Source organism: Leifsonia psychrotolerans (assembly GCF_013410665.1).
In the GTDB taxonomy this organism is placed as follows: domain Bacteria; phylum Actinomycetota; class Actinomycetes; order Actinomycetales; family Microbacteriaceae; genus Cryobacterium; species Cryobacterium psychrotolerans_A.
The window spans coordinates 621,904-646,676 of sequence record NZ_JACCFM010000001.1 but is presented as its reverse complement, the minus strand read 5'-3'; the positions used below and the strand labels follow the sequence as shown (position 1 = coordinate 646,676).

The 24,773-nt window shown below is 63.6% G+C and carries 25 protein-coding genes; 9 read left to right on the top strand and 16 right to left on the bottom strand.

What is annotated here, in order from left to right; translation table 11 throughout:
* Positions 1-22 precede the first annotated feature (22 nt).
* Both HNR05_RS02910 and HNR05_RS02905 read right to left on the bottom strand, forming a co-directional pair.
* Complete coding sequence (locus HNR05_RS02910; protein WP_179577662.1) at positions 23-712, bottom strand: lysophospholipid acyltransferase family protein; 690 nt, start codon at positions 710-712, stop codon at positions 23-25.
* 43 nt (positions 713-755) lie between these two features.
* A complete protein-coding gene (locus HNR05_RS02905; protein ID WP_179577661.1) occupies positions 756-1,703 on the bottom strand; it encodes an ROK family glucokinase in 948 nt (315 codons plus the stop codon).
* A 170-nt stretch (positions 1,704-1,873) separates the two neighbouring features.
* On the opposite strand from HNR05_RS02905, the gene HNR05_RS02900 reads away from it, so the two are divergent.
* Complete coding sequence (locus HNR05_RS02900; RefSeq protein ID WP_179577660.1) at positions 1,874-3,709, top strand: AMP-binding protein; 1,836 nt, start codon at positions 1,874-1,876, stop codon at positions 3,707-3,709.
* A gap of 57 nt (positions 3,710-3,766) precedes the next feature.
* On the opposite strand, the gene HNR05_RS02895 is transcribed toward HNR05_RS02900, so the two are convergent.
* From HNR05_RS02895 to HNR05_RS02885, 3 genes are all read right to left on the bottom strand, one after another.
* Entirely contained in the window at positions 3,767-4,258 is a 492-nt protein-coding gene (locus HNR05_RS02895; protein WP_179577659.1) for a peptide deformylase, read from the bottom strand.
* A gap of 64 nt (positions 4,259-4,322) precedes the next feature.
* Positions 4,323-5,663, bottom strand: coding sequence for a MinD/ParA family ATP-binding protein (locus HNR05_RS02890; RefSeq protein ID WP_246318336.1), 1,341 nt, complete (start codon positions 5,661-5,663; stop codon positions 4,323-4,325).
* 34 nt (positions 5,664-5,697) lie between these two features.
* Positions 5,698-9,102, bottom strand: a complete 3,405-nt coding sequence (locus HNR05_RS02885) for a pyruvate carboxylase (RefSeq protein ID WP_179577658.1) — start codon at positions 9,100-9,102, stop codon at positions 5,698-5,700.
* A gap of 77 nt (positions 9,103-9,179) precedes the next feature.
* Here HNR05_RS02885 and HNR05_RS02880 point away from each other — a divergent pair, with 77 nt between their 5' ends.
* Positions 9,180-9,995: an AAA family ATPase gene (locus tag HNR05_RS02880; RefSeq protein WP_179577657.1), complete on the top strand. Its 816-nt coding sequence runs from the start codon at positions 9,180-9,182 to the stop codon at positions 9,993-9,995.
* Positions 9,996-10,068: 73 nt separating this feature from the next.
* On the opposite strand, the gene HNR05_RS02875 is transcribed toward HNR05_RS02880, so the two are convergent.
* The 6 genes from HNR05_RS02875 to HNR05_RS02850 form a co-directional block, all read right to left on the bottom strand.
* A complete protein-coding gene (locus HNR05_RS02875; RefSeq protein ID WP_179577656.1) occupies positions 10,069-10,620 on the bottom strand; it encodes a MerR family transcriptional regulator in 552 nt (183 codons plus the stop codon).
* Between the two features lie 248 nt (positions 10,621-10,868).
* Positions 10,869-11,567 (bottom strand): transcriptional regulator FtsR, encoded by a 699-nt coding sequence (gene ftsR, locus HNR05_RS02870; protein WP_179577655.1) that lies wholly within the window; start codon positions 11,565-11,567, stop codon positions 10,869-10,871.
* Positions 11,567-12,019 carry an FHA domain-containing protein gene (locus HNR05_RS17485; RefSeq protein ID WP_179580493.1) on the bottom strand — a complete coding sequence of 151 codons (453 nt, stop codon included), beginning with the start codon at positions 12,017-12,019 and terminating at the stop codon, positions 11,567-11,569. The genes ftsR and HNR05_RS17485 overlap by 1 nt, the downstream gene beginning before the upstream one ends.
* Before the next feature lie 49 nt (positions 12,020-12,068).
* Positions 12,069-12,686, bottom strand: coding sequence for a CDP-alcohol phosphatidyltransferase family protein (locus HNR05_RS02860; RefSeq protein WP_343062435.1), 618 nt, complete (start codon positions 12,684-12,686; stop codon positions 12,069-12,071).
* Positions 12,687-12,697: 11 nt separating this feature from the next.
* Positions 12,698-13,171: an NUDIX domain-containing protein gene (locus HNR05_RS02855; RefSeq protein WP_179577654.1), complete on the bottom strand. Its 474-nt coding sequence runs from the start codon at positions 13,169-13,171 to the stop codon at positions 12,698-12,700.
* A gap of 22 nt (positions 13,172-13,193) precedes the next feature.
* Positions 13,194-13,748, bottom strand: a complete 555-nt coding sequence (locus HNR05_RS02850; protein ID WP_179577653.1) for an adenine phosphoribosyltransferase — start codon at positions 13,746-13,748, stop codon at positions 13,194-13,196.
* Between the two features lie 49 nt (positions 13,749-13,797).
* On the opposite strand from HNR05_RS02850, the gene HNR05_RS02845 reads away from it, so the two are divergent.
* Entirely contained in the window at positions 13,798-14,169 is a 372-nt protein-coding gene (locus HNR05_RS02845; RefSeq protein WP_179577652.1) for an RNA-binding S4 domain-containing protein, read from the top strand.
* Between the two features lie 12 nt (positions 14,170-14,181).
* On the opposite strand, the gene HNR05_RS02840 is transcribed toward HNR05_RS02845, so the two are convergent.
* Both HNR05_RS02840 and HNR05_RS02835 read right to left on the bottom strand, forming a co-directional pair.
* Positions 14,182-15,615 carry a lipase maturation factor family protein gene (locus HNR05_RS02840; protein WP_179577651.1) on the bottom strand — a complete coding sequence of 478 codons (1,434 nt, stop codon included), beginning with the start codon at positions 15,613-15,615 and terminating at the stop codon, positions 14,182-14,184.
* A gap of 143 nt (positions 15,616-15,758) precedes the next feature.
* Complete coding sequence (locus HNR05_RS02835) at positions 15,759-17,234, bottom strand: flotillin family protein (RefSeq protein WP_179577650.1); 1,476 nt, start codon at positions 17,232-17,234, stop codon at positions 15,759-15,761.
* Positions 17,235-17,345: 111 nt separating this feature from the next.
* Here HNR05_RS02835 and clpS point away from each other — a divergent pair, with 111 nt between their 5' ends.
* A complete protein-coding gene (gene clpS, locus HNR05_RS02830; protein WP_343062434.1) occupies positions 17,346-17,630 on the top strand; it encodes an ATP-dependent Clp protease adapter ClpS in 285 nt (94 codons plus the stop codon).
* The gene (locus tag HNR05_RS02825) at positions 17,627-18,139 is read left to right on the top strand and encodes a DUF2017 family protein (protein WP_179577649.1); all 513 of its coding nucleotides are present in this window, start codon (positions 17,627-17,629) and stop codon (positions 18,137-18,139) included. Before clpS ends, HNR05_RS02825 begins: the two co-directional genes overlap by 4 nt.
* Here the strand turns inward: HNR05_RS02825 and csrA are convergent.
* Positions 18,113-18,373, bottom strand: coding sequence for a carbon storage regulator CsrA (gene csrA, locus HNR05_RS02820; RefSeq protein ID WP_179577648.1), 261 nt, complete (start codon positions 18,371-18,373; stop codon positions 18,113-18,115). The two genes, HNR05_RS02825 and csrA, sit on opposite strands and share 27 nt — an antisense overlap.
* A gap of 21 nt (positions 18,374-18,394) precedes the next feature.
* Positions 18,395-19,216 (bottom strand): sigma-70 family RNA polymerase sigma factor, encoded by an 822-nt coding sequence (locus HNR05_RS02815; protein ID WP_179577647.1) that lies wholly within the window; start codon positions 19,214-19,216, stop codon positions 18,395-18,397.
* Positions 19,217-19,533: 317 nt separating this feature from the next.
* Between HNR05_RS02815 and HNR05_RS02810 the strand changes: the two genes are divergently transcribed.
* From HNR05_RS02810 to fliW, 4 genes are read left to right on the top strand one after another with little or no spacing between them, the layout of a single operon-like run.
* Positions 19,534-20,019: a flagellar protein FlgN gene (locus HNR05_RS02810; RefSeq protein WP_179577646.1), complete on the top strand. Its 486-nt coding sequence runs from the start codon at positions 19,534-19,536 to the stop codon at positions 20,017-20,019.
* Complete coding sequence (gene flgK / locus HNR05_RS02805; RefSeq protein ID WP_179577645.1) at positions 20,019-21,437, top strand: flagellar hook-associated protein FlgK; 1,419 nt, start codon at positions 20,019-20,021, stop codon at positions 21,435-21,437. The genes HNR05_RS02810 and flgK overlap by 1 nt, the downstream gene beginning before the upstream one ends.
* A 3-nt stretch (positions 21,438-21,440) precedes the next feature.
* Positions 21,441-22,322: a flagellar hook-associated protein FlgL gene (gene flgL, locus HNR05_RS02800; RefSeq protein ID WP_179577644.1), complete on the top strand. Its 882-nt coding sequence runs from the start codon at positions 21,441-21,443 to the stop codon at positions 22,320-22,322.
* Entirely contained in the window at positions 22,319-22,723 is a 405-nt protein-coding gene (fliW, locus tag HNR05_RS02795; protein WP_179577643.1) for a flagellar assembly protein FliW, read from the top strand. Before flgL ends, fliW begins: the two co-directional genes overlap by 4 nt.
* Positions 22,724-22,840: 117 nt before the next feature.
* Here the strand turns inward: fliW and HNR05_RS02790 are convergent, their stop codons facing one another.
* Positions 22,841-24,595 carry an HNH endonuclease gene (locus HNR05_RS02790; protein WP_179577642.1) on the bottom strand — a complete coding sequence of 585 codons (1,755 nt, stop codon included), beginning with the start codon at positions 24,593-24,595 and terminating at the stop codon, positions 22,841-22,843.
* Positions 24,596-24,773 lie beyond the last annotated feature (178 nt).

Here is a 24,773-nt window from a genome sequence, read left to right as displayed (position 1 = left end):
AAACGACAGCGATTGACGAAGCTTACCGCGAAAGGGTTGCGCGCTTTTCTTTCACGCTGCTCGCGTAGACGTCCTCATAGCGTTGTTCGCTGAGCTGCCGCAGCTCGTACATCAACTCATCGGTAACGCTGCGCAGCACGAAGCGATCACCCTCCATGCCCTCGAACCGGCTGAAGTCGAGCGGTTTTCCAATAATGATGCCAATACGACGCACACGCGGCAGCCGAGTTCCGGTCGGCATCGCCTTCTCGGTGTCGATCATCGCGACCGGAACGATGGGAGCGCCGGCCTCCAGCACCATGCGGGCCACACCGGTGCGACCTCGGTACAGTTTCGCGTCCGGGCTGCGGGTTCCCTCGGGGTAGATACCGAGAACGCCCCCCGAACCCAGCACGCGCAGGCCCGTGTTCAACGAGTCTTCTGAGGCCTTGCCACCCGATCGATCGATCGGAATTTGCCCACTCGCCGTCATGAACAGCCGGGTAGCCCAGCCTTTCAGTCCGGTGCCGGTGAAGTATTCGCTCTTGGCCAAAAAGGCGACTCGACGGGGCACGACGAGTGGCAAGAACACAGAGTCGATGAAGGAAAGGTGATTGCTCGCGAGAATCACAGCACCGTTTTTCGGGATGTTCTCCAGGCCGATCACCCATGGACGAAACAGCCCGAGCAGCACCGGACCGACGACAATGTTCTTCATGATCCAGTAGAACATTGCGGCTCCTTCTTTCTCACAGGTCGACGTCAACTCTTTCAGACTACTGCGCGTCGGCGCCGAGCCGCGCGAGATCGGCTGCGCCCACCACACCGGCGTCGTTGACGAGCTCAGCGATGGCGAATTCTGCCTCGGGGTGGTAGCCCCGGGCGGGAAGGTGGTCACGATAAGCGGCGCGAATCGGCTCAAGCAACAGATCTCCGGCCGCGGCCACTCCTCCACCAAAGACGAACACTTGGGGGTCGAGAACGGCACCCAGGCTTGCACAGGCCTGACCCAACGACGCTCCTAGTTGGCGCAATGCCGCGAGAGCCCCCTCATCGCCAGCCATGATCAGGTGCCCGACATCCGCCCCGGTCAGCACGCCGTTGCGTTCGCGCCGTGCGGCGAGTGCGACGCCCACGCCTGGCGCATCCGCACACTCGTTTGCGATACGCAGAAGCGCCCGACCCGACCCGTACTGTTCGATGCACCCGCGCGCGCCACACCCGCAGGGCAGCCCGTCGGGAACGAGCCGCAGGTGACCCAACTCGGCGGCGGCGCCGAAACCGCCGCGGAAGAGTCGGTCGTTGGCGACGATCGCCCCGCCGACACCCGTGCCGATCGTGAGAGTGACCATGTCGCTGTAGAGGCGCCCGGCGCCATAGCGAAACTCCGCCCATCCTGCCGCGTTCGCATCATTCTCGACAATCACGGGCAGGTCGATGCGCGCCTCGAGCTTGGTACGAAACGGCTCGTTGCGCCAGTTGATGTTCGGGGCGTAATAGACGGTTGATTGGGCAGAGTCGATGAAACCCGCCGCGGCAACTCCGACGGCGCCGATCTGTTCGCCGCTTGACAGCGACGTGATCATCGCGACGACGGCATCTTCCATTGCGCGCGGATCGTCGGCTGGGCTCGGCACCCGCTCCGCACGCAGAATAGTTCCGAATTCGTCGACGATCCCCCCGGCGATCTTTGTGCCGCCGATATCGATGCCAATCGCGTGCACGTCGAATGCCTTCCGGTAATCGGGCTGGGGTTCAGAGCAGGGAGCAGGCTCCCCAATACTGGGGGGCAGCACCCCTATAGTGTAGTAAACCAGCTAAACGCAGGGCGAAAGCCTCAATCCGCCGCGCGGTGAGCTGCGAACCTCGCCCGCCCGGTACCAAAGGAGTTGCCGTGAAACAGATCGACATGCCTGCCGTAGTCCCCGCGGACCCGCGCGCCAATTGCACTGATTTGCTCGTCGATCGGCTAGCCGCCACGCCCGATTTGGTGCTCTTTTCACTGCCGAGCGCCGCGGGCTGGCTGCCCGTGACAACTGCAGAGTTCCACGCCCAGGTCATCGCCCTGGCGAAGGGCTTCGTTGCCGCGGGTATCGAGCCCGGCGACACGATCGGTTTGATCTGCAAGACCCGTTACGAGTGGACGCTGATCGACTTCGCCGTCTGGTTCGCCGGTGCGATCCTCGTGCCGATTTACGAGACCAGCGCTCCGAGCCAGATTCAGTGGAACCTGAGCGACTCTGGAGCCACATCGATCATCGTCGAGACCGCCGATCACTTTTCGAAGTTCGACGAGGTTCACCCCGACCTTCCGCGGATTCGCTCTGTCTGGCAGATCGACCTGAACGACCTCGACAAACTCGTCGCCGCGGGAACCGATGTGACGGATGCCGAAATTGAGCGCCGCCGCAGTCTTGCCGTCGGCGAGGACATTGCCACCCTCATCTACACGTCGGGTTCCACGGGCAAGCCCAAGGGCTGTGTGCTCACGCACTCGAACTTCGTTGAAACCAGCCGTAACTCAGGCGTCGCACTCCGTGAGGTGCTTGTCCATGAGGATGGCGCTTCCACCCTGCTCTTCATCACGATCGCCCACGTGTTCGCGCGCTTCATCGCCGTGCTCTGTGTCCACTCCGGTGTGCGCGTGGGGCACCAGGCCGACACCAAGCAACTGTTGCCGTCACTCGGCAGCTTCAAACCCACATTCCTGTTGGCTGTCCCCCGCGTCTTCGAGAAGGTCTACAACTCGGCCGAGCAGAAGGCTGAAGCCGGCGGCAAGGGCAAGATCTTCCGCGCCGCGGCCGCACTCGCTGTCGAGCATTCGCAACTGGTTGAAGCCGGAGCGACGATCCCGCTTCGGAAGAAGATCGCGTTCGCGATTTACGACCGGCTCGTGTACAGCAAATTGCGCACCGCAATGGGCGGCAATGTCCGGTATGCCGTCTCGGGCTCTGCCCCTCTCGGTGCGCACCTTGGGCACTTCTTCCACAGCCTCGGAATCGTGATTCTCGAAGGCTACGGTCTCACCGAAAGCACTGCTCCGGCCACGGTGAACCTCGCCACCAAATCGAAGATCGGCACCGTCGGCCCGCCGCTTCCCGGCGTGTCTGTGCGCGTCGACGATTCGGGCGAGGTGTCGATCAAGGGCGTCGACATCTTCAAAGAATACTGGCAGAACCCACAGGCCACGGCCGAGGGGTTCGAGGACGGCTGGTTTAAGACCGGCGTCCTCGGCTCCTTCGACGACGACGGCTTTCTCACCATCACCGGTCGTAAGAAAGAGATCATCGTCACCGCCGGCGGCAAGAATGTTGCCCCGGCCGCGCTCGAGGACCCGATCCGATCCAACCCGCTGATCGGGCAGGTCATCGTCGTCGGCGACCAGAAGCCGTTCATTGCCGCGCTGATTACGCTCGACCCCGAAATGCTGCCGGTCTGGCTGAACAATAACGGCGAGGACGCCGGTCTCTCTCTGGCCGAAGCGGCCAAGAACCCGGCGGTCCTGGCCGAGGTTCAGCGCGCCGTCGACAGCGCCAATGACCGAGTGTCCCGGGCCGAATCGATTCGCAAGTTCGAGGTGCTCTCTATCGAACTGACCGAAGCCGATGGCTATTTGACTCCGAAGCTCAGCATCAAGCGCAACATCATCATGCGGGACTTTGCGGACAGCGTGGAGCGCATGTACGCGGGCTCGACCGTCACCGAGAGTCAGCCCGTGATCCGCGACTAGCCCTGCCGAGACGACGAAGCGCCGCCCACGTCGTGGGCGGCGCTTCGTCGGTGCAGGTCAGAACCAGTCCGACTCGCGCACTTCCTTCATCGCGGCCCTGCGGCTCTCCCGATCGAGCCGGTCCAGGTACAGCAAACCGTCGAGGTGGTCGGTTTCGTGCTGCAACGCCTGAGCCATCAGCCCGAAGCCCGACACCTCGATGGCAGAGCCCGCCAGATCAATTCCGCTCACACGAGCGAACGGATAACGCTGGGTTGCATACCAGAGGCCGGGCACCGAGAGACATCCCTCATCGACGAGCTCGGGTTCGCCCGACAGCTCGACGATCACCGGGTTCAGCACGTAGCCGATTTCACCGTCGATGTTGTAGCTGAAGGCTCGCAGGTTCACACCGATCTGCGCAGCAGCGACCCCGGCACGGCCGGGAAGCTTGACGCTGTCGACGAGGTCGGCAACCAGACCACGCACCCGATCATCGATCGATGCGATCGGCTCGGACACGGTTTTCAAGACGGGATCTCCGAAGAGACGAATCGGGCGCTCAGGCACAGTGACTCCCTGATAGAACGTAGCGGTTGACAGATGGCGCAGCAGAGTGGTGCAGCGAATGTGCCTAGACGGCCCGCGTGGCCGGAAGACCCTCCACGACCAGAGCAGCCAGAGTACGCGACGCCAGCTGAGTAATCGGTTGAAGATCCTTATAGGACACCACGCTGCCGGCAGCCAACTGCGGGTCGTACGGAATCCGTACGATCTCGCGAACGCGCGACCTGAAATGAGACTCAATCTCTTCAAGCTTGACCAGGTTCGTTCCCTGGGTTGCCGTGTTGAGCGCAACGATGGCATTGCTCACGAGCGCACCGTATCCGTTTGCTTCGAGCCAGGTGAGTGTCTCGGAGGCCAATCGGGCTTCATCGACGCTGCCACCAGAAACGATCACGATCGAATCGGCGCGCTGCAGCGTGGCCCGCATAACCGAGTGCACGATTCCCGTGCCGCAGTCGGTAAGAACGATCGAGTAGAACCGTGCGGCGAGGTCGGCGACGACGTTGTAATCATTTTCGTCGAACGCCTCAGAGAGCAGTGGATCGGTGTCGGAAGCGAGGATGTCGAGACGGGTCTCGTCACGAGAGACAAGGGCAGAGAAGTCGGTGAAACCACCGATCGACGCGGCCTTCACGACCACATCGCGCACGGTTGACCGCGTCTGCTTGCTCACGCGTTCGGACAGCGTGCCACGATCGGGGTTCGCATCAATGGCGATGACCCGATCTTCACGGGCATCCGCCAGCGCCATGCCGAGCAGCGCAGTGACCGTGGTCTTACCCACCCCACCCTTGCGTGTGAGAACCGGCACGAACCGGGCGCCCCCCTCGAACTGCTTTCGGATGCGAGCCGCCATTTCGTCGGCCGCGCGTACCTTCGCCGAGTCTCCGAGGTTGACCAGGTGCAGTGTGACGGCATAGACGAACTGGTTCCAGCCGCCCCGGGGAGCCTTCCGCGTCTTGCGTGTGACGTTGAGCAAACGATCAGAGGTGAGCATCGATGCCGCTTCGGGCGCTCCCCCGGCTCCGGAGTGGGACCGGCGTGCCGGAGAAGCCTGCGATTCTGACGCTCCGAATGCGTCGACGGGCACGTGGGTCGAGCGAGTCGAGCGCTCCGAACGGGCAACCGTGGGCGTACTGATTTCAACGGTGTGCGTCGAGGGTGAGCCCGCTGAGGTCGCCCCGCTGCCGCGCTCTCGCAGCGATTCGACGGCACGCGACCGCGACGACACCGGCTCGGCTGGAAGGGCCACACTCAGACTGTCAGGCAGCGCTGCAGCCAGGTTCACAAAAGTGTGTGGCGGCAACTCGCTGTGATACTCGTCGCCGGGCTCACTCGCGCTCGGCGCATCGGGCTCGGTTGCGACACTCTCGCCGCTGGTGCCCTCATCGGTGCGTTTCTCTGACAAAAGTCCTGTCTTTCCCTCGTTTTGCCCCTTCAGCCTAGCGTGGGCGAACGACAACGAGCAGATCGCCCGCGTCAACCTGCTGGGTTTTCGGAATGGCAAGGCGTTCAATCGTACCGGCGATCGGGCTCGTGATCGCGGCTTCCATCTTCATTGCCTCGATAGAGGCGACGGCCTGACCGGCTTCGACGGCGGCACCGTCTTCGACCTTCAGCGTGACAACGCCCGAGAACGGAGCGGCGATCTGACCCGGCTTGTTCGTGTCGGCCTTCTCGGCCGCCTTGGTCTCGACGTTGATGCTTCTGTCCCGCACAAAGACGGGGCGCAACTGGCCGTTGAGAATGGTCATGACGGTGCGCATGCCCTTGTCGTCGGCTTCACCGATGGCTTCGAGTCCGGCGTAGAGGCGCACACCCTTGTCGATTTCGATGATGCTCTCACGGCCCTGGTTGAGGCCGTAGAGGTAGTCGATGGTGTCGACGACAGACAGGTCACCGAACAGCTCACGAATCTGCTCGAATTGGCGCGTCGGCGCCGGGAAAAGCAATCGGTTCAGCATCTGACGACGCGCCGTGCTGGTGCCGTTCAGAGCGGCTCGCTCCTCGTCGGTGATCTCGGTCACGCCCGTGCGTACCGTGCGTCCGGCGAGCACCTTCGTGCGGAACGGTTCCGGCCAGCCGCCGGGCAGGTCGCCCAGCTCGCCCGCCATGAAACCGACGACCGAGTCCGGCACATCGTAGTTGCCCGGGTTCTCGGCGAAGTCGGCCGGGTCTGCCTTCACCGCGGCAAGGTACAGGGCGAGGTCGCCGACGACCTTCGACGACGGAGTGACCTTGGGCACCCGGCCGAGGATCGCATCGGCTGCGGCATACATGTCTTCGATCAGCTCGAAGTGGTCGGCCAAGCCCAGGGCAACCGCCTGGGTGCGCAGGTTGGAGAGCTGGCCGCCCGGGATTTCGTGCTTGTAAACGCGCCCCGTGGGCCCGGCGAGGCCTGACTCGAACGGACGGTAGACGAGACGCACGGCCTCCCAGTACGGCTCCAGGTCGAGCTCGTTCTGCAGTGAAATTCCAGTGTCACGTTCGGTGTGGGCGAGAGCCGCGACGAGGGCCGAAGCCGACGGCTGGCTCGTCGTGCCGGCCATCGATGCCGACGCGACGTCCACGGCATCCGCGCCGGCGGCGCTGGCGGCCAGCAGCGTTGCCAGCTGACCACCCGGGGTGTCGTGCGTGTGAACGTGCACGGGCAGATCAAAGCGCTCGCGGAACGCCGTGACGAGCTTCGCGGCCGCGGCGGGGCGCAGGAGGCCGGCCATGTCCTTGATCGCCAGGATGTGCGCACCGGCATCGACGATTTCCTGGGCCAGGCCCAGGTAGTAGTCGAGGGTGTAAAGGTCTTCGTCGGGGTTCATCAGATCGCCGGTGTAGCAGACGGCTACCTCGGCAACGGCGGTACCGGTGGCGAGCACCGCGTCGATGGCCGGACGCATCTGGGAGACATCATTCAACGCATCGAAGATGCGGAAGATATCGACACCGCTGGCGGCGGCCTCCGCGACGAAAGCATCCGTCACCTCGGTCGGGTACGGCGTGTAGCCGACGGTGTTGCGACCGCGCAGCAGCATCTGAATATTGATGTTGGGCAGCGCTTCGCGCAGTGCCACCAAGCGCTCCCACGGGTCTTCGCCGAGGAAACGCAGTGCCACGTCATAGGTGGCACCACCCCACGCTTCGACCGACAGCAGTTCGGGTGTGAGACGGGCCACGTACGGCGCCGCAGCGACAAGGTCGCGAGTGCGCACCCTCGTCGCCAGCAGCGACTGGTGGGCGTCACGGAACGTCGTATCGGTCACGGCCAGTGCGGTCTGTGCGCGCAGTGCCTGGGCGAAGCCCTTCGGGCCGAGCTCCTGCAGACGCTGGCGCGAACCGGCGGGAGCAGGCTGGTTCAGATCGATGACAGGCAGCTTCTCCGCCGGGTGCACTGTGGTGACCGGTGTGCCGTTGGGGTGATTCACGGTGACGTCGGCGAGCCAGTTGAGGATCTTCGTACCGCGGTCCTTCGACGCGCGGCCCTTCAGCAGTTCGGGACGCTCGTCGATGAACGAGGTGCTCAGGTCGCCGGCGGCGAAATCGGGGTCATCCAACAGAGCCTGCAGGAACGGGATGTTCGTCGATACGCCACGGATGCGGAACTCGGCCAGGGCGCGCTTGGAACGGGTGACCGCCGAGGCGAAGTCGTGACCGCGGCAGGTGAGCTTGGCGAGCATCGAGTCGAAGTAGGGGCTGATCTGGGCACCCGGGTTGATCGTTCCGCCGTCCAGACGCACTCCGGCACCGCCCGGTGAGCGGTACGTGGTGATCTTGCCGGTGTCGGGACGGAAACCCGCAGCCGGGTCTTCGGTTGTGATGCGGCATTGGAGTGCGGCACCGCGCAGGACGATGTTCTCCTGATGCAGGCCCAGGTCGGCCAGCGTCTCACCCGCGGCGATGCGGATCTGCGAGACGACGAGGTCGACGTCGGTGACTTCTTCGGTCACGGTGTGTTCGACCTGGATGCGCGGGTTCATTTCGATGAACACGTGCTGACCGGCGCGCTCCCCCTCGGTATCGAGCAGGAACTCAACGGTGCCGGCGTTGACGTAACCGATCGACCGAGCGAACGCGATGGCATCCTGGTACATGCTCTGCCGCACGCCCTCGTCAAGGTTCGGCGCCGGTGCGATCTCGATGACCTTCTGGTGGCGACGCTGCACCGAGCAATCCCGCTCAAACAGGTGCACGGTTTCGCCGGTCGAGTCGGCGAGAATCTGTACTTCGATGTGGCGGGGGCGCAGAACTGCCTGCTCGAGGAACATCGTCGCGTCACCAAAGGCACTCTTGGCCTCGCGCATTGCCTCTTCGAGGGCCCCGCGCAGGTCGGCTTTGGTCGAGACGCGGCGCATACCGCGACCGCCGCCTCCGGCGACGGCCTTCGCAAAGATGGGAAAGCCGATCTCATCGGCCTGGCTGATCAGAAGGTCGACGTCTTCCGACGGCGGCGTCGATTTCAGCACCGGGACCCCAGCGGCAATCGCGTGTTCCTTCGCGGTCACCTTGTTGCCGGCCATTTCCAGCACGCTCTTACCCGGCCCGATGAATGTGATTCCGGCCGCGGCGGCCGCCTCGGCGAGCTCGGGGTTTTCCGAGAGAAAGCCGTAGCCGGGGTAAATGGCGTCGGCGCCGGATTCCACGGCGACACGCACGATTTCGGCGACATCAAGGTAGGCGCGCACGGGATGACCCGGTTCGCCGATCTGGTAAGCCTCGTCGGCTTTCAGGCGGTGCAGCGAATTGCGGTCTTCATACGGGAACACCGCAACGGTCTTCGCACCAAGCTCGTAGGCGGCGCGAAAAGCCCGAATGGCAATTTCACCGCGGTTGGCAACAAGAATCTTGGTAAACATGCAGACCTTTCGAACACGACACGGCACACAGCCAACGGTTAGGTTCTGCCAGCCTACTGAAGGTAACGTTGCTACTTGTGCACGTACTTAGCGTCAGCTCCCTCAAGGGAGGCGTAGGAAAGACCACGGTGACCCTTGGTCTGGCGTCTGCCGCGTTCGCACGCGGCATTCGCACACTCGTTGTGGATCTCGATCCACAATCGGATGTCTCAACGGGAATGGACATTCAGGTCGCCGGCCATTTGAACGTGGCCGATGTTCTGGCCTCCCCCAAAGAAAAGACCGTGCGTGCGGCCATCGCCCCGAGCGGATGGACCCGCGGTCGTCCCGGCACGATCGACGTGCTCATCGGTAGTCCGTCGGCCATCAATTTCGACGGGCCGCACCCGAGTATCCGTGATATCTGGAAGCTCGAAGAAGCCCTCTCGACGGTGGAGTCGGAATACGACCTTGTTCTGATCGACTGTGCTCCGTCACTCAATGCGCTGACCCGCACCGCCTGGGCCGCGAGCGACCGTGTCGCCGTCGTGACTGAGCCGGGGCTATTCTCGGTCGCTGCAGCAGACCGCGCCCTGCGCGCCATCGAAGAGATTCGCCGCGGCCTGAGCCCGCGTTTGCAGCCGCTCGGCATCATCGTGAACCGTGCCCGCACTGCATCACTGGAGCACCAGTTCCGAATCAAGGAACTGCGCGACATGTTCGGCCCGCTTGTCCTCAGCCCGCAACTTCCCGAACGAACCTCCCTGCAGCAGGCACAGGGCGCAGCCAAGCCCCTGCACATCTGGCCGGGCGACAGCGCGCAAGAAATGGCACGGTACTTCGACCAGCTGCTCGACCGGGTGCTGCGCACGGCGCGCATCGGCGAGTACGCTGAACCGGCCCGCGAGGTCTAAACGCTCAACCGATCGTGCGCCCGAAGAGATCGTGCGCCCGAAGAGATCGTGCGCCCGAAGAGATCGTGCCGCCCTAGGAGATCTTGCGACTGGTCCGGCGCTGGGCTAGCTCGTCGGCCGGGTCGATGGCGGCGATGTCGAGCTCGACAAGACTCGTCTCGACCTCACGCAGCACCTTGCCGACAGCGATGCCGAACACACCCTGACCGCGGCTGACGAGATCGATGACCTCGTCGTTCGACGTGCAGAGGTAGACGCTGGCGCCGTCGCTCATCAGGGTGGTCTGGGCCAGATCACTGACGCCCGACTCACGCAGCTGGTTCACTGCCGTGCGGATCTGCTGCAACGAGATTCCGGTGTCGAGCAGTCGCTTGACCAATTTGAGCACCAGAATGTCGCGAAAGCCGTACAGACGCTGGGAACCGGATCCGGCAGCGCCACGCACTGTGGGCTGTACCAACTCAGTGCGGGCCCAGTAGTCCAGCTGACGATAGCTGATCCCGGCAGCGCGGGCAGCCACTGCGCCACGGTAACCGGAGTTCTCATCGAGTTCCGGCATTCCATCGGTGAACAGCAGATCTATGCCGTACCGGGAGGCTTCGCCCTGGGAATTGACTTCACTCATAGGTTTGCCTCTCGAAATTGATCTGCGACGCACTCGGTTCGCACTGACCACGCTATCGAGGCGAAGGGCCTCTATCGGTGACATCCGTTAGACGGATTCGGCGTGTCGAACTCTCTCTCGCACGAAGAGAAGATCGACGGGTGACGTACGTCAAGTCTACGACCACAACACTCAGGCAAGCTGGGAGCAGACTACATCAATTCCCGGCCCTGATCATGGCCGAGATCCGCTGCGCCGAGGCGTGAAGCTTAGGTCGTAAGTCGCCCGAGAGCCGAACGAATCAGACTCCCCCGCACGACTTCGAGTTGGCCGGCGATTTCGACGGCCATGTCACTGGCCTTGGCGCGGCTCGAGGCGTCCTTGCGCCTCGACAGCGGCACCAATGCGCTCTCAATCAGGCCCAGCTCCCGCTCTGCGGCTCCACGGAAGCCGCGCAGGTGGCGCGGTTCGATTCCACTGCGCTGCAACTCAACGAGCGCACGCAGCACCTGCAGTGATTCCTCGCCGTAGTAGTCGGCGGGCAGAATGATCGACGCTGAAATCGCGTCGTGCAGCAGCGAGGTCGACGCGCTGGCCTCACGCAGCAACTCGTCCTTCGACAGGCGTCGCGGAACAGACAGCATCGTCGGGCCCAGCGTTACGCCGCCGGGTAGCGTCGGCGACAATCCTGCATCGAGGTCTTCGAGGTACCCACGAATAACCTTGAGCGGAAGGTAGTGGTCGCGCTGAGTCGACAGGATCAATCGCAGCCGCTCGAGGTCGCTCGCGCAAAACTTTCGGTACCCCGATTCGGTGCGCGCCGGGGACACCAGGCGCTGCTCCTCGAGAAAGCGCAGCTTGGACGGCGTCAGGTCGGGAAACTCCGGTGTGAGCCGGGCCAACACCTGGCCGATGCTGAGCAACGGCGCCGTGCTGGAAGAACGTGCCCGAGCAGGCTGTGCGGCCACTATTCGCTCGCCGCGCGCACGAGGTCGAGTCTCGAGGCGTAGAAGGTGAGACGGAATTTACCGATCTGCACTTCTGCACCGTCGGTGAGCAGCGCCCGTTCAATGCGAGTGCCATCAAAGTAGGTACCGTTCAACGAACCGAGGTCGTTCACCTCGAACGCCGTGCCATGACGCACGAACTCGGCATGACGGCGGGACACCGTCACGTCGTCGAGAAAAATATCTGCCTCGGGGTGACGTCCCACCGATGTGACATCGGAGTCGAGCAAAAACCGGGCACCCGTGTTCGGGCCGCGGCGCACCACCAACAGTGCCGAGCCCGACGGCAAGGCAGCGACCGCGTCGTGCTCTTCAACCGTGGCAGCGCCGTCGAGAGCGGCAAGTTGAGCCGCAAACTCCTGGCTGAAGTTTAATGTCGTATCGGTGCTGCCCGTCGAGCTATCGGGCGCCACGACGCGCTCGGGTTCGTGCGTCTCGTCGGAATTTCCCACCGTATACCTCCTAGGGTTCAAGCGTATCGGATGGAACAGGCACTGGGACTCGCGGCAGGCGAATCACGCGCAGAGTTTCGATGGCGTAGATAATTCCGGCCCACCAGTAGAGAAAGGCGCCCCACAATCCGAATGCCCATCCGATTGGTTGCGACCACCACGCCACAGCAGGGAACGCCTCGCCGAGCATGATCATTGGCAGAGCGTAGAAAAGGCAAAAAGTGGCGACCTTGCCCAGCTGATGAACCGGAAGCGGGCCGAAGCCGAAATTGGCCAGGATGACGCCCAGGATGAGCAGAAACACATCCCGTCCGACCACGACGAGCACAATCCACCACGGAACGAGGTCGCGAGAGGCCAACCCGATCAGGGCAGCGAAGATGTACAGGCGGTCGGCGGCCGGGTCGAGCAATTGGCCGAGTCGGCTGACCTGGTTGAGTGCTCGGGCCAGGAAGCCGTCGAGAAAGTCTGTGGCACTGGAGATGACCAAGACGAGCAGCGCCCCGGCATCCTGCCCCTGCATCAACAGCGTCAGAAACACCGGCACGAGGGCCAGCCGAAGAAAACTCAGCAGATTGGGCAGGGTCAGCACCCGAGAGCTGACGTCGTGTTCTGCTGGCCGTGCCACAGTTCCCGAGTCTATTGCGTGATTTCCCCGGCACGCGAGTGAAGGCGCTCTCGAAGCCCCGGCCAGCTGGCTGCGAATCCGGGGTGAAGTGGCAGAGCCTCGACATCCCCGATCGCGACCCAACGCAGTTCGATGCTCTCTGGGTCGCTAATCACCGGCTCGAAGAATGCAACCGCCTCGACGACGACGGTCGTGTACGACCAGAAGCCGAGGTCGAACACCGAGGTGAAGCGCCGCTGCACGGCTTCGGCCGGCACGCCAGCCTCTTCTTTCGCTTCGCGGAGCGCCGCATCGACGGCTGACTCGTTGTCATGTCTGGCACCGCCCGGCAGACCCCAGGTATCGCCGTGATGGCTCCACAGCGCACGGTGTTGCAACAGGATGCCGCGGTCGGCGTCAAGCACCAACAAACCGGCAGCGCCATAACGGCCCCAGTACCTCTGGCCGTTGGATCCGTAGACCCAGGCATCTCCGCTCTCGCTCATCGAATCGGCATTCAGTGCGCAGTCATAATGCCACGATGGCGTGCACGTCGGCGTTGCCCAGGCGGCTGCGCCCGTCGAGCTCCTCGAGCTCCAAAACGACACCCACTCCGGTCAGGGCGTAGCCGGCGCGCTCGATCAACCGCATTGTGGCCGCGATCGTGCCGCCGGTCGCGAGTACGTCATCGACGATGAGCACGCGAGAACCCGCGGGGAGTTGGCCGAGCTCGAGCTCCAACCGAGCAGATCCGTACTCCAGGTCATATTCCTCGGTCAGCACCGCACCCGGTAGCTTGCCGCCTTTACGCACGGCGAGCACCGCAACATCCGCCGCATAGCCGATCGCCGCAGCGAGCAGAAAACCGCGCGCTTCGATGCCGGCGACAGCATCGAAACGGCCCTGAAAGCGGCCGACGAGGGCGTCAATCATCGCGCGAAATGCAGCGGCGTTCGCAAACACGGGGTTGAGATCGCGAAAAACGATGCCGTCGAGGGGGAAATCGGGATACGAAGCGAGCAGGGAGTTCACCTCGTCGGCGGCAGAGAGTGCGGATGCGGTAGACGTGTCGGGGAAAGTCACCTCACAAGATTAGGCGTTCGACCTGGGCGCTGGGCCATAGAGTCGAAGCATGGATGCCGCACCGACCGCCCGCGTCGACAGCTGGACCTGGGCAGTTCGGTTGTTCAAGACCCGCTCACAGGCCACCGCCGCCTGCCGCGCCGGTCATGTGAAGGTGAACGGAGACCGGGCGAAATCAGCGCAGCCGGTGCGGGTGGGCGATGAGGTGCGGGTGCGCATCGCCGGTTTCGACCGCATCGTCGTCGTGTCGCGCGTGGTCAGCAAACGCGTGGGCGCCACGGTCGCGGTGGAGTGCTTCATCGACAAGACTCCCCCGCCACCGCCCAAAGAGGAAGTCGCGCTGCTTCCCGTACGTGACCGTGGCAGCGGCCGCCCCACGAAGCGCGAGCGGCGTGACATCGAGGCGCTGCGCGGACACTGACTCGTCTGCACGCTAGCGCCGCACCTGGGCCAATGAGACCGCATCGACAAGCGCGTCGACCTCGACGCGTACCCACCAGGCCTTCGTCTGAGTACGCTCGATGCGGGTGGAAAAGCGGTAGAGAAACACGCGGGCCCGCACCCAACGCGGCGGCGTTTCGGGGAACGGGTTCACCCTGAGCAGGCGCAGGGTGGGCCGATCCCCCTCGAGCAGACGCACGAGGAACATCTCGAACCAGCGCCCATCCCGCGCACCCAACGCCAGGAACCACATCAGCCAGTCCAGACGCAGATGGTACGGGGCGAACTGGCGCGGCATCCGCTGGGGGGAACCCGGTTTGCCCCGAAACTCGTATTCGAGCCAGTCCCCCGCTCCTGGTGTCTCGGCGGCCGAGCCCTCGACGATGATCTCGAAGCGCTCCGTCGTGACCGTGCCGAAAGCGCCGTACGCATTCACCAGGTGGTAGCGGTTGAAACTCGCATTCATCAGTTGGTGGCGGGCGAAGAGGTTCCTCAGCGGGCGGTAGCTGAGCACGATCAGCCACGCCGTCACGGCGAGGACCACGACGACGAACCAGATCGGCGTGGGTGACGTTATTCGCGCGTCGTGCAACCCGGGAATGAGCACTCTGAACGCTCCGTCGTCGACTGCAGAGAACGCCAGCACAATCGTGATCCAGTTGAGCCAGGCGAAGTTGCCGGTGACAACGAGCCACAGCTGGGTCAGGATCACAATGGCTGCGGCAACGGATGCGACGGGCTGGGGCGCGAAGAGAAAGAGGGGCACGACCAGCTGCGCGAAGTGGTTGCCGAGCACTTCGCCGCGATGCATCCAGCGCGGCAGGTGGTGCACGAACCAGCTCACCGGGTTCGGCATCGGTTGTGTCTCGTGGTGATAGTAGAGCGCGCTCAGGTCACGCCACTCTCTGCCACCGCGCAGTTTGATCAGGCCCGCACCGAACTCGAGGCGGAACACCAGCCAACGCAGGAAGAAGATGATGACGAGGGGTGGCGCCACAGCATTCGAGCCGAGGAATGCCACGATGAAGCCGGCCTCACAGTGCAGACTTTCCCAACCGAATGAGTAAAAGGTCTGGCCGACGTTCACGATCGAGAGATAGACGACCCAGAGCGTGAGGAACAGCAGCAGCGGAAGCCACGGCGGCCCGAGTTGAGGCAGACCGGCAACGAGAGTCGCGGCGATCAGGCACGCGCCGATCGAGAGCCCCCGAAGCATCCGGTCGGAATAACGCCAGTGAAACAGGCTCGGTGATTGCCGAAAGCTGATGCGAGAGACAAAGCTTGGAACGGGCAGCAAACCGTGTTGGCCGAGGAGTGCCGGAAACTGATCGAGCGCCGAGAGGAAGGCGATGAGGTAGATCGCAGCCACCCCGCGTTGCAGGATCTGGCGTGCGATCTCGTAGTCCCCGGCATCCCACCAGTTCATCTCACCCGCTCGTCCAGCCCTCCCTCTCGCACACCACGCTAGGCCGAGTGCCGCGGCTGTTCAACGGTACGCCGCTCGCGGTGAATATCTGAGTGCCGATCAGGAGGTCGCCGCGCCGACGAGAGGGGCGCGGCGACTCCACGCTACGTGGCGAGTGGTGCCGCCAACTCGTTGTCGAGCTCTTCCGGAGCGGCCAACTCGTACTCGTCGGCCGAGACGTGCAGTCCCGAGGTCGATGAGCCCGTGCTGCGCAGTGCCGCGCCGGCGGCGGCACCGGTGGCCGCGCCCCCGACCAACCCGCTCAGGAGTTCCTTGATGCCGACGCCCATTGTCGATGAGAGCACAGAGTCGACCTCGGCAAAACCGGATGCGACGTTCTTCGACAACTGGCTGGCGCCGTCGGTCGAAATGACCGTCAGCTGGTCGATGTTGCCCATCGGCGCGGCAAGCTCGTGAGCGATCTGCGGCAGCATCTCGACCATGCGCAGTTGCAGGAAGGCTTCCGACTGCTGCGCGAGCGCCTCGGCGCCCAATCTCGTGGCCTCGGCCTCGGCTGTACCGCGGGCAAGAATCGCGTCGGCGTTGGCCTGTCCCTCGGCCCTGATCGCCTCGGCGGTGGCGACACGGCTATCGCGATCGGCGTTGGCTGCGGTGACGGCGGCTTCTGCCGCGGCCGCGGCGGCAACCTTCACGCGGTAGGCGTCAGCATCCGCAACGGCGTTGACCTCTGAATCAAGCTCGGCCTTTCGGAGGTTGGCCCGGCGCTGGGCGGTGAGCTCCTGCTCCTGCACGATCGCCTGCTGCGCCTTCGCCTCGGCCAGTGGCTTGGCCGCAGCAGCTTCCGCCGCGGCCTTATCGGTGTCGAGCTGCAGGGCTGCCTTACGCAAAGCAAGAGTGTTCTGAGCCTCGGCAACTGCCTGCTCAGCGCTGATCGCGGCCTCCTGCGCCTCGCGGTTCGCCTGGTGCTCGGCTACCTCGGCCTGGCGACGGACCTTCGCCTGCTCGGCACGACCGATGTCACGGATGTAGTCGTTCTCGTCGGTGATGCCCTTGATCTCGAACGAGTCGACGTCCAGGCCCTGATTGGCCAACGATTCACGTGCGGTGGCGAGCACCGAGGTGCCCAGTTCGTCGCGCTTCTGGATGATTGTCATGACGTCGGTGGCCCCGATCGAGGAACGCAGCGAACCGGACAGCACCTCCTGAGCGAAGTTGTCGATGTTCTTGTCCTGGCCGAGGAAGCGCTGTGCGGCCGCGCGGATCGCGGCCGGATCGTCGCCCACCTTCACGATGGCGACGGCCTCGACCGTGAGGGTGATGCCGTTTTTGTCCTGGGCGACGGCGGTGATCTCGATCGCGCGGCTGCGCAAGCTGATCTTGAAGGCTTTCTGGAAGAACGGGGTGATGAACACGCCCTGGCCGTGTACGACGCGTTGACCAGACTGCTCGGTTGTCGCGCCGTCAATGACGGTCTTGGTGGACTTTTTGCCCGTGATCACGAGCGCTTCGTCGGGGCCGGCGTTCTTATAGACGCTCTTCGCATAGATCAACGCGATGAGAAGTAGAAAAATGACCCCGACAATGATGCCGGGAGCAGGACTAAACAAGAAGTCGAACATGATGCCCTTTCGATCGCGCTCAATGATGGTGCACGAAGAGAGCACCCCCGCCGACCAAACTACAGGGCTGCCGGGTTGGACGTGTCGGCTGCGACCTGTCAGGCTTGAGACGTGACCAAGACCGCAGCACATCCGAACGTGCGCGAGGCCGTCGGATTCGACCGCCCCTGGGTCACCGTGGTCTGGGACGATCCGGTCAATCTCATGTCGTACGTGTCATACGTCTTCCGCAGCTATTTCGGCTTTCCCGCTGACACGGCAGAACAGCTGATGCTGCAGGTTCACAATAATGGCCGCGCCGTCGTCGCCACCGGCAACCGTGAAGAAATGGAACGTCACGTGCAGGCCTTGCACGGCTTCGGTCTGCTTGCCACCCTCGACAAGGCCGGCGAATGATGGAGATTGTACGCACCGTCGACGGCGAGATCTCGGCGCATTTCGAAGCCGTCGAACTCGATCTTCTGCGTCTGGCCACCACACAACTGATCGAACTCCTCACCGACGCGAGTGACGACCCCGACGTGGCCGGAAGCGATCCGGCGATCCAACGGATGCTCCCCGATGCCTACCTGACCGACCCGGAGGCCGCGGCAGAGTTTCGACGTTTCACCGCCGACGATCTCATGGCGGGCAAGATTCACAATGCCACGACGGTGTTCGACTCCCTCACGACGGCCCAGGACTCGGCTGACGCCGCAGAATTCGCGGTGATTGTGCTCACTCCGGACCAGGTGCAGAGCTGGCTACGCACCCTCACCGATCTGCGGCTGACGCTGGCGGCACGCCTGAAGATCACGCCCGATGGTCGCTTCGGCCTACAGGGATCGGACGCGGCATTCCTCGGCGAACTCTACGAGTGGCTCGGGATGGTTCAAGAGTCAGTCGTCTACGCGATCGACCGCTGAGCCGAGCAGTCCGCCGAGGCTCGCTTTGAGGCGTTCCTCGGCCGAGGCATCCGTCTGGCTTGCCTCACGATTGGCTTCGGCGACGGCACGCACCACCTCGTCACGCTGGATGCGCACGCCACGCGGAGCATCGACACCCAGTCGGATGCTGTCGCCACGCACGTCAAGCACGGTGAGTACGATGTCGTCACCGATGAGGATCTTTTCCCCTTGTTTGCGCGTCAAAACCAGCATTGCTTCAGCCTACCGTTCCGCTCAGGACACTGCCTGACCCGGTTCAAACACGCGTTCCCGACGGGCCGTGTTGATGCCGAACATCGCCTGCTCAGCCAGCCGCGCCAGGTAGGCGCTTCGATTCGCCGGCGCGATGCGGGACTGCAAAACGTAGCCGGTGTCGTCGACATCGGCATAGTGAGTCGCCAAGCCGTCGCGCAGCAGACGGATGGCTTCTGCACGCTGTTGAGACACGGCCGAGTGAGTGGTGCCCAACTCTTCAGCCAGCTCTTTCACCGTGCGGTCCCCGAAGTACACCTGCTCGACGATGTATCGCATCTTGACGGGCAGGGAGTCGACGGCCGCTCGCAGGTAGGCGACGCGCTCCGCAGTCAAAATCCGTTCCTCGGGCATCGCCGTTTCGGCGACCAAGTACTCGGCCGTGGTGTCATCGAGTGTGGACACGGTGCGGCTGGCATCGGCCAGTCCTGCGGCCGCCACGCTCCGGTCGACGCCCATCGCCGCGGCGATCTCATCGACATGCGGAGTGCGACCCAGCGCGGCGGCCAGGGTCTCCTGCACGGCGAGGGTCTCTTTGATGCGACGCCGGGTCGAGCGGCTTGCCCAGTCGATGGAGCGCATCTCGTCGGCAAACGCACCGATGATGCGTCGACGCGCAAATGCACCGAATGGAATTCCGAGCTCAGCATTGAACGCGTCGGCCGATGTAATGAGGGCGAGTGCCCCGGCCGACGCAAGATCGTCGCGTGAGAGATGACGCGCCTTGGCCCAGACCTCTGAAACGAGGTAGCCAACGAGCGGAAGGTTGTCCACAACCATACGGTTGCGAAGTGCCTGATCCATGCGACCCCTTGAAAAGATTTGTGGAATCCCCCACACATTGCCAAATCGACGTAAACGTGCACAAGTTTTCGCTGCTGTGAAACCACTGAGTAGTTATGTTTCAAACTTACAAGCGGTGGGGCGTAAAGCTGCCATTTTTGACCCCCCTTTAAGGGCAGACAGCGTCCCATCTTTGGAGGACACCCACAGGGACGATAAAACTGGTGTCGTGACTAACCTCTGTACACTTTCGTCCGATAGTGCTCTATGTCAGGCACACCACCAGGTGCCAACCCACCCGTAGTGGCCCGTCTGGTTCGGCGCGAAGGAGATGATCGATGAGCATTCATGAGCTTTCTGCGCTGCTGTGGAAAGAACGCGAGCTCTTAGAGCTCCTCGTCTACAAACTTGAGGTCGAGCGATTGCTTCTCACGAGCGGCAAAACCCGATGGATCGGTCGCGCCTCTGAGGAGATCGAGCAGGTCACAACGCGCCTTCGCTCTCTCGGACTCGCTCGCACCGTCGAAGTCGCTGCGATAGCCCGCGAGTGGGCAACCTGCGAGGATGCGACACTGCGCGAGCTCGTTGCCGCGGCACCCTCCGAGATATGGTCAGAGCTTCTCGACGGTCACCTCACCGGTCTCCAACAGCTGGCAAACCAGATCCGCGAGCTCCGTGACTCGAACGAACAGCTTCTGCGTGCCGCGTCCCGTTCGACCCAAGAGACATTGGCTAGCGCCCATCTCTCGGCAAGCACGTACGACGCCCACGGCAACTCCGCCTCACACGACATGACTTCACGCCTCGTTGACAAGGACATCTAATGAGTACCTTCAGCGGATTGAACACCGCCTTCACCGGACTGACCGCGGCACGAACCGGGATTGAGGTCGCTGGGCAGAACATTGCCAACGCGAAAACTGCCGGCTACACCCGCCAGCGTGTCAGCCTCGAGGCCGCCCAGGCGCTTACAGCGTCCGGCCGACTCACGACCCGTCTTGCCACGCCGGGGCAGGGCGTCACTGTCACCGGAATCGCTCGTCTCGGCGACGCGTTCCTTGATGCCCGCGTGCGCACCTCATTTGCCGCCGCCGGCTACAACGGCGTTCGTGCCTCCGCACTGTCAACACTCGAAAGTTCATTGAACGAGCCAGGAAAGAACGGTATTTCGGCGCAATTGGGCGACTTCTGGGGATCCTGGGGCGACCTCACCAACAATGCCGGTGATGCCGCTGCAGGTGCCGTGGTCATCGAGGAAGCCGGCGTGCTCGTCTCCCAGATCGCCGCAGGCTACTCCGCGGTCGCCGCGCAGTGGAATGCGACGCGCTCATCTGCAGAAGGTCAGGCCAATGATCTGAACTTCGCGGCCTCACAGGTTGCCGCGCTGAATGTGCTGATCCGCGACACGCGGGCAGCCGGCGGTTCGGTCAACGAACTACTCGACCAGCGCAGCCAGTACACCGCCCAGATCGCGCAGATCGCCGGCGGCACTGTCAACGAACGCCCGGATGGCACTGTCGAGGTTCTGATCGGCGGCAACCCGATCGTCTCCGGCTCCACGGTCAACCCGGTCAAGCTCAGCGGCACCTACGCGATGGATGGCGGGGCGCTCACCTTCGAATGGGCGAAGAACCCGGGTCGGCCGGTCGGATTGACGAGTGGAGAGCTTGCGGGGTCGCTGTCTCTTCTCGCACCGGCCAACGCAACAGGCACGGGGGGCGCACTGGCGGAGGCCGCAGCGTCATACAACGCGCTGGCGACCGCCCTGTCGTCCCAGGTGAATGCGGTGCACAGCGCCGGCTTCACGACGGCCGGCGTAACAGGCCTCGATTTCTTTGCCGTTGACGCCACGAAGCCCGCCGCGCTCGGCCTCAGCGTCGTCGCTCAGTCGGTCGCTGACATTGCAGCCGCTGCCCCCGGCGCCGGCGCCCTCGACGGTTCGATCGCCGATGCGATCGCCCAGCTGCGACACGGGAACATTTCACCCGATGCCCACTGGTCAACTTTCGTCAGCCAGGTTGCCGTCACCACGAAAAGCTCGCTGCAGCAATCGGCTTTGGCCGACCTGGCCGCGGCGGGCGCAGCAGCAGCACAGCTCTCGAGTGCGTCGGTCGACATCGACGAAGAGAACGTCAACCTTCTGATGAGCCAGACGGCGTATCAGGCCTCTGCCCGCGTCTTCACCGCAGTGGATGAAATGCTCGACACGCTCATCAACAAAACCGGATTGGTTGGTCGTTAACCCGTGATCACGCGAGTCACCTCATCAACAATGATGAATGCGTCCCTGCGCAACCTGCAGACCGCTTCATCAGAACTCGCCCGGCTCCAGAACCAGGCCTCTTCCCGTAAAGCGATCGGCGTACCCTCTGATGATCCGGCTGGAACCGCAGACGCCCTCCGGGTGCGCTCGGCCATCAAGTCAAACGATCAGTATGCCCGTAACGTGAACGATGGCAATGGCTGGCTCACCGCGGCCGACTCAGCGCTCACCGGGGTCTCCGAGCTTCTGAGAAAGGCCAGAGATTTAACGGTTCAGGGTGCCAACGATGGTGCGCTGTCGATCGAGGCGAAAGAGGGCATCGCCGCAGAGCTGGTCACGATCCGCGACGCTCTCCGCGCTCAGGCCAACACCAACTATTTGGGTCGCAACGTGTTTGCCGGCACCTCGGATGCCGAGGCTGCCTTCGCCGCGGACTATTCGTATTCGGGCGGTTTGGGTTCAGTTGATCGTCGGATCGGTGACGGCACGACGGTGCGCGTCGACGTCGACGGTGCGGCAGCCTTCGGAACGGGCACACAATCGATGTTCGCCGAGCTCGATGCGATCGTCGCGGACTTGCGGAGCGGCGTCAATGTGAGCTCACACCTCGCCGTTCTCGATACTCGCCGTGATTCAGTTCTCTCTGCCCTGGCAACGGTCGGTGCGCGCCAATCGATGGTGTTCGACGCCCAGGAGACCAACCTGAGTCGCTCTGTCGAGCTTGAGGCTCAGCGCTCCGGCATTGAGGATGTGGTTCTGGAGAAGATTGTTCTGGAGCTCTCATTGCAGGAAGTCACCTACAAGGCCGCGCTCTCAGTAACCGCCCGAACGCTCCAGCAAACTCTGATGGACTTCATCCGATGAATGAATCGATTCCCGAGAACACCGCTCTGCGTTTCGTCGCCTCCCCCTTCGGCCTGGAGCCGGTGCGCGATTACACTTTGACCCCGGTCGCAGGAAGCATTGGACTCTATTCATTGCGCCCGGACGTCGCCGAACAGACACGTTTGTTCCTGCTCGACGCATCGGTTCACGCAACGGCATATCAGCCGGTTCTCTCCGAAGAGCAGTGCGCACTCATCGCGCTGACACGTGCAGAAGACGCCTGGTTGTTCGTTGTCGTCAACCCGGGTGCCGACGAGACTTCGGTGAATCTGATGGCACCGATCGTCGTGAATCGCGCGAACGGACAGTCCGCCCAGGTCATACTGGATGATGCTGCGTGGCCGTTGCGCGTACCGCTGAGTGAGCTTACTGCGGTCTAGTCGGCTGGCTTCGTCTGACGGCGACAGGTTTGTCGCGGCAGGTTCAGTCGCGCCGGGTTCAGTCGCGCCGAGTTCAGTCGCGCCGAGTTCAGTCGCGCCGGGTTCAGTCGCGGCGCATCAGTTGCGGCGGTGGGTGTCGGTGCGGTGGCGGTTGGCGTCGCGCCAGGTGCGGGTCGGGTCGATCCAGGCCGGGGCCTTCACTTGCGGTCGGCCGTTGACCATGAGGATCTCCCAGCCGGACGTTTCGATGGTGTGATGATGTCGCCAACACAACGCCACACCATTGTCGACTTCGGTGGTGCCGCCTTTGCTCCAGGGGATCACGTGATGAAACTCGAGCCACTGTGCGGGGGCATCGCAGCCGGGAACGCCGCAGCCACCGTCGCGGGCGAGGATCGCCCGGCGTTGGGCACGGTTGAACAGTCGTTGCGGATCGGTCAGCGTCAGAACCTCACCGTTCGGACCGAAGAGAACCGTTTGGGTGCCTCCGGCACACATCATCTGATCCACCGTGCGAAGCGAGATGGGGGCGTCGACGCCGTCGATCCAGCCGACACCGCGCCCGGATTCAATATCGTTCACGTTCACATGCACCACCACCGTCGGCGGTGCACCACCAATGCTGGGCGTGTTATCGGCCTGGGCCAGCTGGGTGAACATGCCGCGCAGAATATCGGCCCGCTTCTCACCGGCGGTACGGGTGTCGACGTCATCGAACTCGTGCCCGGCCGACCCGGGAAGAGGCACCTCGGCCGAGGCTGCACCCTGACCGTGGTCGTCATGGTCATGGTCATGGTGATGGTCGTCGTGTTCATCGCAGTCGTGCTCGCGGTCGTGGCCGTGCTCGTCGTGCTCGTCGGGACCGTCGTGTCCGTCGGGACCTTCGTGTCCGTCGGGACCTTCGTGTCCGTCGGGACCTTCGTGGGGATCCTGCTCGGCACGGTCGTCGTGCTCGGCGCGGTCGTCGTGCTCGGCGCGGTCGTCGCGGGCCTGGTCGCGGGCTTGGTCGCGGGCTTGTTCGGCGGCGGTGGGGAACGCGGGGGTTTTGCGGGCGGCGATGAATGCGTCGAAGGTGAGGTTCATGATTCCGTACAGATCAGGAGTCACCCCGCCCCGCACCGGGTAGATGCCGTCTTTGAAGCGGCCGAAACTGATCGTGCTCGTCGCCTCAACCTCAGTCTCATTCGGCGCCACCCCGTCGGGGTCCAGCGCCGCCTGCCACTGCAACATCTGCACCCGCAGTGAGTCCGCCGAGAACGCAAAGCCCGCGCCCGGCTCACCCTCATTCTCGGCCGTAATCGTGCCCGTCGCCGCAGACACCAGAGCGCGTTCCGCAGCCGCAAGATCATCGGGGGCGACGCGCGGGGAGATCTCGGCCAGACCGGACATGATCACCTCCGCCGCATCCACCCCCAGTGAGCCGTCGGCGACCGCGGCACCGACCGTGGGGAACAAGGCGGGGATGATCGTTCCGACGTGTTGCGTGTCGCGCATCCGCAGGCCCAGGGCACTACGCCGTTTCGCTTCACGGCCGGAAATGCGGGTGACCCGGGTGATCAGGTCGATGCCACTGGTGCAGCCCCGCTTTGCCGCGAGGGAGTCGCGGCCCAGCCACCGGCCGGAGCGTTCCTCGACCGTCGCCGCCACAGCCACCCGTCCCGCATCAACCAGCCGGCCCACACCTTCGAACGCACCGAGCACACCGAGCAGGTCGTCGTCAGTGAACCGGTCGGGGCTGACGGTTCCGAGCACTGCCAGAGAAGAGCGGGCCTGTTCGACCGCCGCCAGCACCATGGCCGCGGTCGGTGCCGCTGCACCCGGGGCGGGTGTCGGCTCCGGGGCGGAGACGGGGGGTGGGGAGGTGATTGACATAGCTCTATTCTCCCAAAGAACGAACATGATTACGAGTTTTTCTCAGTATCGGTGCATAACTTCTCGAAGCTGTGTCTGTGGAGGGATCGAGAACTTGAACCGGTCGGAACCGCGGGCATGGTCTCGAGGGTGGCTCACGGGATCTCGACACGCTCGATCAACGGAAGGGACCGAGCGA

Excerpts from the sequence above, each read along its gene's own strand:
- HNR05_RS02855 (WP_179577654.1), bottom strand. The coding sequence starts at position 13,171 with ATGAGCGAGAGCGGAGATGCCTGGGTCTACGGATCCAACGGCCAGAGG.
- HNR05_RS02910 (WP_179577662.1), bottom strand. The coding sequence starts at position 712 with ATGTTCTACTGGATCATGAAGAACATTGTCGTCGGTCCGGTGCTGCTC.
- HNR05_RS02845 (WP_179577652.1), top strand. The coding sequence starts at position 13,798 with ATGGATGCCGCACCGACCGCCCGCGTCGACAGCTGGACCTGGGCAGTT.
- flgK (WP_179577645.1), top strand. The coding sequence starts at position 20,019 with ATGAGTACCTTCAGCGGATTGAACACCGCCTTCACCGGACTGACCGCG.
- csrA (WP_179577648.1), bottom strand. The coding sequence starts at position 18,373 with ATGCTGGTTTTGACGCGCAAACAAGGGGAAAAGATCCTCATCGGTGAC.
- HNR05_RS02825 (WP_179577649.1), top strand. The coding sequence starts at position 17,627 with ATGATGGAGATTGTACGCACCGTCGACGGCGAGATCTCGGCGCATTTC.
- HNR05_RS02810 (WP_179577646.1), top strand. The coding sequence starts at position 19,534 with ATGAGCATTCATGAGCTTTCTGCGCTGCTGTGGAAAGAACGCGAGCTC.
- HNR05_RS02790 (WP_179577642.1), bottom strand. The coding sequence starts at position 24,595 with ATGTCAATCACCTCCCCACCCCCCGTCTCCGCCCCGGAGCCGACACCC.
- HNR05_RS02815 (WP_179577647.1), bottom strand. The coding sequence starts at position 19,216 with ATGGATCAGGCACTTCGCAACCGTATGGTTGTGGACAACCTTCCGCTC.
- HNR05_RS02835 (WP_179577650.1), bottom strand. The coding sequence starts at position 17,234 with ATGTTCGACTTCTTGTTTAGTCCTGCTCCCGGCATCATTGTCGGGGTC.
- fliW (WP_179577643.1), top strand. The coding sequence starts at position 22,319 with ATGAATGAATCGATTCCCGAGAACACCGCTCTGCGTTTCGTCGCCTCC.
- HNR05_RS02875 (WP_179577656.1), bottom strand. The coding sequence starts at position 10,620 with ATGAGTGAAGTCAATTCCCAGGGCGAAGCCTCCCGGTACGGCATAGAT.
- HNR05_RS02885 (WP_179577658.1), bottom strand. The coding sequence starts at position 9,102 with ATGTTTACCAAGATTCTTGTTGCCAACCGCGGTGAAATTGCCATTCGG.
- HNR05_RS02840 (WP_179577651.1), bottom strand. The coding sequence starts at position 15,615 with ATGAACTGGTGGGATGCCGGGGACTACGAGATCGCACGCCAGATCCTG.